Source organism: Opitutales bacterium, assembly GCA_013215165.1.
In the GTDB taxonomy this organism is placed as follows: domain Bacteria; phylum Verrucomicrobiota; class Verrucomicrobiia; order Opitutales; family JABSRG01; genus JABSRG01.
Genome location: JABSRG010000051.1, coordinates 17168 through 29299 on the forward strand (window position 1 = coordinate 17168; position 12132 = coordinate 29299).

A 12132-nucleotide genomic window follows, 5' to 3' on the forward strand; every position below is an offset into this window, starting at 1 on the left:
GTGAGCCGTTTTGGTATAAACCGTGGGATTAGGATGAAACTGCTGAAAATAAATTTTAGCGTAACTCAAAGGAGTTGAAAGCGTGAGGCAGCATTGAGTCCGGAACGGATGCACTTGGGTAGAGCGATGCCGTCGCGGACATGCCCACAAAAATGAATCCCCGGATGTGATGTTTCTATCGATTGAAAGGTATCCAGAATGGTTCCGAAGTTTCTATCGTATTGAGGTATGGCGCGCGGCCAATCGACACGCCGATTGAACATGGGTGATCCAGAAAGCCCAAGAAACCTCTGCAAGTCACTTATCACCATCGATTCCAACTCAGAATCGGTCAGTTGGGTGAGCTCGGGCTGTCTGCTCCCTCCAACAAATACCGTCAGCGCTACCTGTCCATTTTCCGCACGTCCGGGAAAGAGGGTTGAGTTAAACATGACGCCAAGGATAGACGCGGGTTCCACTTCTGGGACCAACAAGCCGAAACCGTCGAGTGGATGGCTAATTTGATCTCGTGCGAAGCCAAGATTCAGAGCCGTGACGGGGGGGTGACTGATTGTTTTGAGCGGTGTGAGTTCGGTTGCGATTTCCTTTGGCCACGGGAGCGCTGATATGCCACTACTTGGCAGGCAAACTAAGAGGTGCTTGGCTGAGTATTCTCCAGATTGGGTTTTGAGTGACCAAGATCCTGATCTGTGCTCGATTTGAGAGAGATGGGCCCCCAACTCTATTTCGTTGGGGAGTTGACGCTCGATGGCCTTGGGCAGTGTTTCTAAGCCATCGCGAAATGAAATGAGACGTGTTTTGAAAGTATCCTCACTGTCTCGCTTTGCCTTCTGACTTCGCAACATTCCCTTGATGAGCGAGCCATGCCGCTGCTCGAGTTCATAGATCTTTGGAAAACCGTAGCGCGTCGAGATTTCCTCAGGTGAGCCTGCGTAGATTCCTGCGATGAAGGAATTTACCGCGTAATCGACTATTTCTTGCCCAAAACGCCGGCGCACGGTCTCAGCCAGGCTTTCATCGGAGGCATCTCCTCCAGGAATAAATGGTTCTGCGAGGATGCGCCCTTTGGCTTTCCAACTGAATGCAGGCGTTGTTAAGAGACTTTTTGGGCTCATCGGGAGCGCTACAGGAGAACCATCACGAAGGATATAGCGCTTGTTGGCAATTGGGTTGGACTCGATGAGCTGATCCCCAATGCCTAACCCGTTGAAGGTATCCAAGAGGTCCTGCCCGTCGACTTGGATGGTGTTGGGCCCTTTCTCGAAAAGAAAGCCATGCGATCTATAACTTTCGATCGGGCCTCCGATCCGCCTGTTTTTCTCGAACACCCGGACTGCTCTACCCGCTTCTTTGAGCTTCCATGCAGCTGGGAGTCCCGTAATGCCCGCGCCGAGGATGGCGACATCAAGTTGATGCGGGTCAGGCATACTGAAGGAGAGTGTGGGTCATGAGGGGAAATCCACGACGGTATTCACGAGAGCTTCCATATTGGCGATCTTAGCGGTGGGATGAATGCCATGGCCAAGATTGAATATGTATCCAGTGTGGGGAGCCATATTTGTCAAAATTTCGTGCACGGCATTGCGGGTGATCTCCGGGGTGGTATCGAGTACTGAAGGATCTAGATTTCCCTGAAGCACAAGACGGTCTCCGACTGTTGCTTTCAGCTCATGGATCGGCACAGACCAATCCACCGATAGGGCTTGAGCCCCAGTTTGAGCGATTGATTCATGATGATGGGCCATGCCTTTCGCGTAGACGATGATCGGAACGAGTCCTTCAAGGCCCGCGATAATTTCCCGAATCCAGCGTAAGGACATGGCTTCATACCAGTGTCCGGGACAAGCCGCACCCCAGGAATCGAAGATTTGAATGGCATCCACGCCTGCCGCGACCTGCATTTTGAAGTAGTCTACAGTCGCTTCGACGATGGTGTGCATGAGCTGTTCATAGGCGTCACGCTGCGTTACAAAGAAGGCCTTGGCGGCATGCCAGTTATTCGATGAGCCGCCTTCGAGCATATAAGCTGCGAGTGTCCATGGACTGCCCCCAAAGCCCAACAAGGTTTTTTCCTCGCCAATCGAGTTCCTGACACGTTTGAGCGCTTCGGCGACATAGTTCAGCTTTTGGGAGATTTCAGAGGAGTCGAGACTGCGTACATCATCGCTACTTGTAATCTGACGATCGATCGAGATGCCCCCCTGCTCGCGGAACGAATAGGGCACCCCGAGGGCCTCCGGTATCACGAGAATATCACTAAAGATAATGGCTGCATCTAGGGGGAAGCGTCGTAAGGGCTGGATGGTCACTTCCTCTGCCATCTCGGGGCTCTTTACGAGCTCGAGGAACGAATATTTTTCTTTGAGCGCGCGATACTCAGGCAAGTATCGCCCGGCTTGACGCATCACCCAAACCGGTGGGCGGTCGACGGGTTGATGGCTCAGGGCATTAAGAAAGCGTTGTCGGGAATTCACTGGGTGTGTCTAAGGGGTTAGCCAGTCTCGCACGGGAAGGAAATCTGTGTAGAGCGCTGCTTCAGGCGTTCCGATGTCGGGTTCCCACTGGTATTGCCAGCTCACATGCTTCGGCAGTGACATGAGGATGGATTCTGTGCGTCCTCCAGACTGTAAGCCGAAGATCGTGCCTCGATCATAAACTAGATTAAACTCTACGTAGCGTCCTCGGCGGTAGTGTTGAAAGTCCAACTCGCGCTGGCCATAGGGGACATCCTTCCTGCGCTCAATGATGGGAATATAGGCTTTGGCGTAGTGCTCAGCGACGCTTTGAGTAAAAGCAAATGCATGGTCAAAACCGCCTTCGTCGAAGTCGTCATAAAAAAGACCACCAACCCCGCGTGCTTCATTGCGATGTTTAATATGGAAGTAGTCATCACACCATTTTTTGAAGCGCGGATAGAGTGCGTCTCCAAAAGGCAGGCAGGCGGCCTGGGCTTGTTGATGCCAGTGCACTGCGTCTTCCTTAAATCCATAATAAGGCGTGCAATCGAACCCGCCTCCAAACCACCAAACGGGTGCGCCTGTTTGAGAGATTGATTCAAAGTATCGCACGTTCATGTGCGAAGTCGGGATGTAAGGGTTCCGTGGGTGCAAGACCAGCGAGACCCCCATCGCTCGAAAAGCGCTTCCGGCGATTTCAGGACGATTTGCAGTGGCGCTCGGTGGAAGTTTGTCTCCGGCTACATCCGAGAAATTGACCCCACCTTTCTCAAACACGCCTGCATCGGCGATCACACGCGTGCGTCCGCCACCGCCTTGAGGGCGATCCCATGCATCTTCAATAAAAGCGTGCTCACCGCCATCTGCTTCTATGAGTTGCTCACAGAGCCGATCTTGAAATTCGAGTAAGAAGGCGCGCATGGCCTCGGCTTGGGACGATGTTTGCAGCATAATTAGTCAGGTGAAAATACTCTGGGTCTAAGAAGTTTCGGGTAGAACCTCTGAAGGTACAGAAACAATGGGCTCTGGACCCTGCGCTTCGGCTTCAAAATAGGATTGAGCGCAAAAACTTAATTCGCCCTTGGCGCGGATCTTTCGCGAGTAGGAGCCGTTTGATTTCAGGACCTTGGTCTGAACATTGTCTTTCATGTAGACTTCGATGAGATGGTCCAGGCTCTCGCGAATCTTTGGATCTTCGACAGGAAAAATGGCTTCGATACGACGGAAGAAGTTGCGGGGCATCCAATCGCCACTGCCCATCAAGTAGACAGCGTCGTCGTTACCATTTTCAAAGTAATAGATGCGTGTATGTTCAAGATAGCGACCAAGAATTGAGGTGACATGGATATTATCGCTGACTCCAGGGAGGCCTGGAACGAGTCCACAGATGCCTCGGACCACCAAGTCTATTTGAACCCCGGCTTGCGATGCTTCGTAGAGGTTCTCGATCGTCTTAGAGTCGATGAGGCTATTACATTTTGCCCAAATACGCGCGGGTTTGCCGGCTTTGGCATTGGCCGCCTCTTTCTTGATTAGCTTTTGGATGCCGCTGTGGAAATTAAAGGGAGCGCAGAGCAGGGTATTAAAGGTTGGTTCACTGCTGAAGCCGGTAAGAGTATTGAATAGATCATGCACCTCGCGGGTGATGTCTTGTCGAGCAGTAAACATGGAGCAATCTGTATAAAGCTTAGCTGTCTTCGGATTGTAGTTGCCCGTGCCGAGGTGACAGTAACGACGCATGTGCTCACCTTCTCGGCGGACCACCAAGGAAGTTTTGCAATGTGTCTTGAGGCCGGTAAGGCCGTAAACGACGTGCACGCCGACTTCTTCAAGTTGTCGGGCCCACGCTATATTGTTGGCTTCATCGAAACGGGCTTTGAGTTCCACCAAGACGGTCACTTGCTTGCCATTGAGAGATGCCTCCTTGAGGGCATTGACGATGGGGGAGTCCCCGCTAGTGCGGTAGAGCGTTTGCTTGATGGCAAAGACGGTAGGGTCCTTTGCCGCTTGTTCGACGAAATCCACAACAGGTGAAAAGCTGTCGAAGGGGTGATGTAGAAATATATCGCGTTCGCGGATTTGAGCAAAAATAGGCTTATGCCCCTGCAACGCCTTGGGCATACGGGGGTAAAATGGGGGAAATTTGAGATCGGGTCGATCGATCTCATCGTAAACCGCCATAAGGCGCGTGAGATTAATATTTCCTCGAATGAAGTAAGTATGTTCAGGACCCAAATTGAGTGCCTTCAACAATTGTTGTAACAGTCCCTCATCAATTCCTTCGCGAATCTCCAAGCGTACTGCATCTCCCTTTCGAATATTGTAGAGTTCTTCTTCGATTTTCAGGAGCAAGTTGTCGACCTCTTCTTCATCGATGTAGAGGTCCGAATTACGCGTAATGCGGAATGCGTAGGCGCCATTTATTTCGTAGCCAGGGAATAGAGTGCCGGCATGTTTTCGGATAATATCGGAGATGAAAACAAACACGGTTTCTTCGGCATTCTCGTGACCTTCGATGCGTACCACCCTGGGAAGAATACGCGGCACAGGGATGATGGCCATGAGTTGTGGGCCACGTTTGCGGCGTGTGTCTTTGAGCCCTACTAAGATGTTGAGAGATTTATTGGCCAGTTGAGGAAACGGGTGAGTGGGGTCGATGGCCAGGGGCGTCAGTACGGGGTAGACTTGCTCTTCAAAATAATGCTTTACCCAAGATTGGCCCGCTTCGCTGAGTCCGTCGATGTCTCGGAAAAAGATGCGTTCCTCAGCGAAGGAGGGGATAATATCGTCCATCCAAGCTCCATACTGATCCTTCACAAGCTTGGTAACCAAGGTATTGATTCGCCTGAGTTGCTCGCGGGGCCCCAAGTTGTCCGGGCCTTTTTCACTCACGCCACTCTCTATCTGCTGCATGATCCCAGAGACACGGATTTCAAAAAATTCGTCCAAGTTCGACGTCACGAAAGCGAGAAACTTCATCCGTTCGCACAAGGGATAGTCTGTGTTTTCCGCCTGCTCTAATACCCGCCGGTTGAATGCGAGCCAACTGAGCTCACGGTTGAAGAAAGGAATCCGCGCACTGCTCTCGGTAGGCATCTCCGCGTTGGCCGGCGCGGGGATGCTTTCACTTTGCGGGCGGCGATTGGAGGTCATCTTTGGAGCTGGGCGGTTGTCGGACATTATCCCGAGCAAAAAGCTGGGCATGGCAATGACAAGTCAACTCAGCCAGATGCTGCGTTCTTCAAGAAATGCGAGTAATCCCGTTTTTCCTAGTTCGCGTCCGGAGCCGGAAGTCCCGCGTCCGCCAAAGGGTATCTCGGGGATGGCCTCCACCACATTGTTCACTGCGAGCATGCTTGACTTGAGAGCCGTCAAGATGCCTATGAGATCGCTTTCAGCTCGCTGAGTAAATATGCCACCACCTAGGGTCTGAGAGTTGGCGTTGGCCAGAGCAATCGCGCCATCGAGATCGTCCGCTGGAAATAGGCTTACAATGGGTCCGAAAAACTCCCTACTTTGAGGGAGCATAGTCTCGCTACAATCTGTCAAGACGACGGGAGCGAAGAAAGGTTCAGAATCGGGTAGGCCATCCGTAGGCATCCGATAAGCCAAATGAGCGCCCTGCTTGACGCTTTCAGTCACAAATCCGTCCATACGATCGACACGGTTTTTGTCGGGTAGGGGGCCGATTTCTGTTTTTGGGTCCTCTGGTATCCCCAGTTTCATCTCTGACAGTTCGGCGATCACTTGCTCGGTGAAACGTGGGTATACAGCGCGTTCTACGATCATGCGTTTCGGGCTTATACATCGTTGTCCAGCATAGCTCATGCGCTCGCGTACCAGAGTGTGTGCGGCGGTTTCGAGGTCTGCATCTGCTGCGACGATGTATGCATCATTGCCTCCCATTTCTAATATCGAGTGGATTCCTTGCCGCTTCGCAATCGAGGCAAGTTTGAGGCCGGCTGGAGTAGAGCCCGTAAAGGACAGACCATCTACTTCACAGTAGGTGAGCATGTCCTCGACCTTATCATGAGAAATGTTTTGCACCGAAAATTCAGACTCTGGAATGCCGGTGAGTCGAAAAATCTCCTCGAGTTTTTTTGCACATTCAAAACCCCGACCGGCAGGTTTAACGATGACGTTATTTCCTGTGAGCCAAGTTGAAAGGGTGCTGCGAACGATCTTCCAGAAGGGCATATTCCAGGGCATCACTGCGAGCACGGTTCCCATCGGCTGTATGGCGCGCAGTGTCTGTCTCCCTGAAGGTGCTATCCTGACTTCTGCCTGAAGCATTCTTTCGATCTCATTCAAGAGGTAATTCGCAAGCCAAGTGCATCGATCGATCTCGTTGAGGGCATCTGATACCGGTATGCGCACGTGATCCACTGCGCACTGAGCAAGCTGTTCGCGGTGAGCCGAGATCATGTCTTTCCATGCCGGAAGGAGCTCCAGACGATCTCTCAGTATCGAAGGCTTGGCTAGCTTTTGGATTGAATCTCGATTCATGAGCGGAGTGTCTTTGGGATCGAGTAGAGATTTTATTAGTTCAATCAACTGCTAAATTACTCTGATTAAGATCGTTATAGATAGTTGATCTTAGAAATTAGCTTATGTCAGGTGATCGTATCGGTTTTACAGGCACGAATTTTTGTCATTGGGTGACCATGAAAATCAGTAATACTTAGATGGATACTACGCCTTTAGAGAGTCGCCGGGTGCTACTAGGCGTCACGGGTTCGATTGCAGCTTACAAAGTGGCAGACTTGGTAAGTCAGCTCGTCAAGCTGGGGGCTTTGGTTGATGTGGTAATGACAGAATCGGCTACCCGGATCATCGCTCCAATCACGTTGCAGACATTGTCTCGCCGTCCAGTATCGGTAGATCTCTGGGAAGAGGGCAATGGATGGCAGCCAGGGCATATTGAGCTGGCGGATGCCGCGGACATCATGGTGGTCGCCCCGGCTACCGCAAACTCGCTGGCTCAGTTCACCCATGGTTTAGCACCCGATCTGCTGAGTAACATTTACCTAGCGACACCGGCACCTGTGATTTTGGCACCCGCCATGAACGGTAAGATGCTTCATCATCCGGCAACTCAGGGAAACCTAAAAGTTCTCAGGGAGCGCGGTCATCATGTGGTGGAACCTGTTCCCGGAATGTTAGCTTGCGGCTATGAAGGAGATGGGAAGCTAGCTCCCGTTGAGTCGATTCTGGACAAGATCGTCGAGATCCTACCGGGGAATTAGGTGTTTTCGGGAACATGAGCGCAGACGGGTATATTCTTCCGCAGAACTCGATCCTCAACCCGGAAGACGAGTTTGGAGATTTTCAGATCGTTGAGTTGATCGGAAAGGGCCTGATCGGAAAAATCTATTCCACAGTTCATATGGATACCAACGAGTCCTTCGCACTCTGCGTGATTCCTTATCGTGCTAGCACGGATCTGCGTTTTGGAGCTCGCATCCAAAACTTTGTAAACGAGTCGCAGCATTACAATCACCCAGGTTTCCCAAAAGTCCATGGCTGTTCGGTGATTCAGGGGCGTTTTTGTATCCAAATGGATCCCATCCACGGGCGTAGTTTACAGGTTATTTACGACGAGAAAGAGCAAGGGCTCGTCGGGACACACTCAGGATTAGTTTGGTGCCAGACCCAGGCTATCGAGAAAGGTGACATTTCGCTCCCGCCTAAGCTGTGTTTTGATGAAGCGTCAGTGAGCCAGGTGCTACGCAATTTGGCCGAGATGTTGACTGTTGTGCAAAGCCAGCGAGGTGCTGTGCTGAGTCTCTCACCTTCGTATATCTTTATTGATGATGAGCTGAACGTTCAGGTGGCATTGAGTGGGTTGATGGCGACTATGGGTCAGTCCCTGTTCGGTGAGATCGTTTCATCGGAGATTTCACCAGTTGGACCAGAATCCCAGTGTCGTGCAATTTCAGTGATTGATGTCCTGAGTCCCGAGGCTCAGCAAGGAGGCGAGCCGCATGTGAAATCCGACCTGTTTTCAGTTGGCGTAGTTGCATATTGGATGTTGACGGGACAGTTTCATGCGGCCCTTCCGATTGAGGTGCCCCTGAAGGAAATGCGGCCAGATTTAAGGTTGGACTGGGTGCCCATTTTGGAGCCGCTGATCGACCCAGACTTGGATCAACGGATGGCATCTCCCCAGACGCTTACTTCTCTGATCGATAATTTGGGTGATGGTTCAACTCACGCTGAGCCACCGCTTGCCGAGAATGCAGTGGAAAAACGGAAGGGCTCCAAATCTCGAAAAGAAAAGCAAAAGGCATCTTTAAGGCGGTCGCAGCCTAAAGCTAGCGGGAAGCAACGTGGTCTCCTGCTTACTTTCGGGCTCGGACTCGGGACACTTTTCATCGTCGGTGCCTTAGCTTATTTCTTGATTCCAATGGTACTGAGTGAGCCTGAACCAGAACCGGTAGCAGCTCCGGTTATACAGTATATGGGCTTTCAGGTCTCAGGTCTGTCAGGGACGACGATTACGCTTATTGCAGAAAAAGGTAAAGCAGTTGAATTAGGAATGATTGATGCAACTGGCATGTTGGAAACAAAGGCAAATGCTTTTGCGGCTGGTCGTTATCGGTTGAGGGCCGAACATCCGGATTATCGCCTCTATGAAAGTGCGTTTTTGAGATTTGAAGGTGACAGAATTCATGCCGTTCGACCGCCGCTCGCTCCCCTTCCTGCTAAGCTGGAGATTAACACTGAACCCATGGGAGCAGCAGTCTTTGTCGCTGAAATTTTAGTGGGTAGGACTCCGTTATTAGTCCCTGATCTAGCTGTTGGGAAAAGTTTGGTGGTCCGGGCAGAGCTAGAGGGTTAACGCTCTGTGAGCAAACGTGTTGAGCTGGCTGCAAATGAAAAGCATTCAATGGATCTCGTCTTTTCGGAGCTCCAGCAGGCAGAATTGTTGGTGGATGTCGTCTTATCGGATACAGATGATTCCACAATGCTTGAGATGGTCTCTATCGAGCTCGAAGGAGCAGGAGTCACTCCGCGGCCAGGGATGCACATCAATGTGCGGCCCGGTGCACTGCGAGTTGTGGCGAACCATCAGGATTATCATTCATCGGAACAGATGGTTCAACTTTCGGACCGTGATAAGAAAAAAGTCTTGTTTGAATTAAAACCGAAACCTGGAGTCGTCGTGATCGCCGATAGCATACCCACGAATACCCGATTCATCGTGGATGGTGTAACGACAGAGCCGCAGCAAACCAATTCTGGCCGACGCTTCTTTGCACTGACTCCGCGTGTTGATCACTCCATTCGCGTGGAGGCTAGGGATTTTCTTCCCCAGGAGCAAACTGTCCAAGTGTCACCCAATCGGCAGATTGATCTAGACTTCTCATTGGAACGTATTCCTGGTCCGCAGGGAGGTGCATCGTGGTCGATACCCTATCTGAAAGGCAAGTATGTTTGGATCGAGGCGGGGGACTTCCAACAGGGAAGTCCTCTCGAGGAGCACGCTCGCATTCCTAACGAAGGCCCAGTCCGATCTGTCACGGTAGAAAACTCGTTTTGGATGGGTGAAGCTGAGGTGACCCAAGCTCTCTACGAATCGATTATGGGCGTCAATCCGAGTGTTTCAGTCGGAAGCCAATTGCCCGTGGACTCCGTGAAATGGAGTGAAGCTATGGCATTTTGCAAGAGGCTGACAGATCAAGAAAGAGACGTTGGGCGCTTGCCGGCCGGCTACGTCTATCGTCTGCCTACGGAAGTGGAATGGGAATATGCGGCGCGTGCTGGCAGTGATTCACCCTACTCCTGGGGTAGTACGGCGACTTCTTCAGACGGCAATTTTTCTGGAGTGTATCCTCGCGGCTTCCGCTCAGATACATTGATCGAGCGCGAAGGTGTTTATGGATCGCAAAATGTGATGTCTTTCCAGGCAAATTCCTGGGGTCTCTACGACATGCATGGAAACGTGCGCGAGTGGACGCTGAATCGCTTTCGGCCTCGGCTCAATTTATTAGCAGAATACACAATTCCTGAAAGTGAAACGCTGCGTGAGCGCACCCAGAGAGGTGGCGGATGGGAAGACTTCGCACCGCGCTGTAGATCTGCTGCACGCGAGGGCGTCAGTGAACACATTCGGAGTAATTCTGCTGGATTTCGGGTAATTTTGGCACCCGAAATTGCCGACTAGAATCAGGTATCTCTAACCGGTTTTATGCGCGGTCTTCTATTCATATTTCTGATTTCTACTCTCTCTGTTTCAGCAGAGCTCATACCCAAGGGTTCCAAGATCAATCGCCTTCCGTTGGGACTTAAGGAATTCCGCAACATCGAGGTATTGTCTGTGAACCCTGAATCCATGACGATTCGCCATGATCTAGGCGTAGACCAAATCTTTTTTGAAGATCTCGGCCCCGAGCTCCAGGAACGCATGGGCTACGACCCGATCGACGCAAAAAAATATCGCGTGCGGATCGAGCAGGAGCGCTTGCAACGCGAGCAATTTGAAGCGGCTAAACGGGCGCAGCTCCAGAGTGAGCGCAGTCACTCGAAACGTGTAACGGGTGAAAGCCCAGTCCATGTCCTAAGAGAGGTAGATCTGCGTCCAATTTTCAGAAATTTCGATACGGCAAGTAAAGATCAAGGAAGGCGACCCAGCTGCTCAGTCTTCGCCGTCGTAAGTGCGTTGGAGTATGAGTATTTTCGACTCTTAGGGTCGACAGATAGACTCTCAGAGGAGTTTCTTATCTGGGCTACGATGCAGCGTGTTGGATCGTATTTACCGCAAATAAATGACGGTGCTTTCGATGCAGGTTTTTCTATCCGGACTGTGTTTGAAGCACTCATTCAATACGGAATCGTTACTGAGGAGATCATGCCGAATACGTTCGGAGTCCAGATGCAGGATATCGAAGCCCCGGAGCCCGAAATTCTGGAACGGGCTCGAGAACGTCGAGCGACGATTTCAGTCCAGGCAATTCTCAGTTCTGATCGCGCTGAGCGCATAAAAGAACTCATAAAAGCACTCAATCGTCAGCGGCCCGTAGTGATCGGGATGATCTTGCCGCCTCACCGAAATCTGAAGCGTACCTTTGTTTTAGACAGCCAGACCCCAGTCGAGAGCTATCGGCATGCCGTGACCTTAGTGGGGTATAGCAACGCCACGGGGCAAATTGAGGATACGCGCTTTTACTTTAAGAATTCCTGGGGCCTTGACTGGGGTATCCAAGGCTACGGCATCGTCTCGTTTAATTACCTAGAGCAACACCTCAACGATGCTTACGTAATCGAAGTGGTCGGTGAAATCGAAGGGGCAAGCGCAGAGAACCGAGCGTCTATCGACAGTGGTTCGAAGTAATTCCTAAATTTCGATACAGGCTGGGATCGCCATGCGGGTTTAAAGTGCCCCCTCAGCGCCTTCCACGGCAAAAAAACCAGCACCTCGGACCGCCGAGCCCGAGCTCGGCATCAATCGCCCAAAATAACCCGCAACGGATCTTATCCATAGGCAACCCAAAGCCCAGCATACGAACCCAAAAAAATTAGCGTTCATTCGCGTCCATTAGCGGATCAAGACCCAAACTCTTAGACCGACGACGATCACGATCACGACAACGATTTAAATGTGTCGTCCTGAAATAGGTTGTCATTTCATACACGAAATCGAAACCAATGAAGGCAGCTAAGAAAGAAAAAATCG

Annotated in this window: 9 protein-coding genes; 4 read left to right on the plus strand and 5 right to left on the minus strand. The window is 51.3% G+C overall.

Annotated features, from left to right (window positions below; genetic code table 11):
• Positions 1-65: 65 nt before the first annotated feature.
• From hemG to HRU10_11540, 5 genes are read right to left on the minus strand one after another with little or no spacing between them, the layout of a single operon-like run.
• On the minus strand, positions 66-1427 hold the full coding sequence (hemG, locus tag HRU10_11520) for a protoporphyrinogen oxidase (GenBank protein NRA27861.1): 1362 nt from the start codon (positions 1425-1427) through the stop codon (positions 66-68).
• 18 nt (positions 1428-1445) lie between these two features.
• On the minus strand, positions 1446-2474 hold the full coding sequence (gene hemE / locus HRU10_11525) for a uroporphyrinogen decarboxylase (protein NRA27862.1): 1029 nt from the start codon (positions 2472-2474) through the stop codon (positions 1446-1448).
• A gap of 9 nt (positions 2475-2483) precedes the next feature.
• On the minus strand, positions 2484-3407 hold the full coding sequence (gene hemF / locus HRU10_11530) for an oxygen-dependent coproporphyrinogen oxidase (protein NRA27863.1): 924 nt from the start codon (positions 3405-3407) through the stop codon (positions 2484-2486).
• A 27-nt stretch (positions 3408-3434) separates the two neighbouring features.
• Positions 3435-5636, minus strand: a complete 2202-nt coding sequence (gene ppk1 / locus HRU10_11535) for a polyphosphate kinase 1 (protein NRA27864.1) — start codon at positions 5634-5636, stop codon at positions 3435-3437.
• Positions 5637-5672: 36 nt separating this feature from the next.
• A complete protein-coding gene (locus HRU10_11540; protein ID NRA27865.1) occupies positions 5673-6962 on the minus strand; it encodes an aldehyde dehydrogenase family protein in 1290 nt (429 codons plus the stop codon).
• Positions 6963-7141: 179 nt separating this feature from the next.
• On the opposite strand from HRU10_11540, the gene HRU10_11545 reads away from it, so the two are divergent.
• The 4 genes from HRU10_11545 to HRU10_11560 are packed head-to-tail and all read left to right on the plus strand — an operon-like array spanning position 7142 to position 11790.
• Complete coding sequence (locus HRU10_11545; GenBank protein NRA27866.1) at positions 7142-7702, plus strand: phosphopantothenoylcysteine decarboxylase; 561 nt, start codon at positions 7142-7144, stop codon at positions 7700-7702.
• 14 nt (positions 7703-7716) lie between these two features.
• A complete protein-coding gene (locus tag HRU10_11550; GenBank protein ID NRA27867.1) occupies positions 7717-9297 on the plus strand; it encodes a hypothetical protein in 1581 nt (526 codons plus the stop codon).
• Positions 9298-9345: 48 nt separating this feature from the next.
• Positions 9346-10623: an SUMF1/EgtB/PvdO family nonheme iron enzyme gene (locus tag HRU10_11555; protein ID NRA27868.1), complete on the plus strand. Its 1278-nt coding sequence runs from the start codon at positions 9346-9348 to the stop codon at positions 10621-10623.
• 24 nt (positions 10624-10647) lie between these two features.
• The gene (locus HRU10_11560) at positions 10648-11790 is read left to right on the plus strand and encodes a C1 family peptidase (protein NRA27869.1); all 1143 of its coding nucleotides are present in this window, start codon (positions 10648-10650) and stop codon (positions 11788-11790) included.
• The last annotated feature ends 342 nt before the right edge of the window (positions 11791-12132 follow it).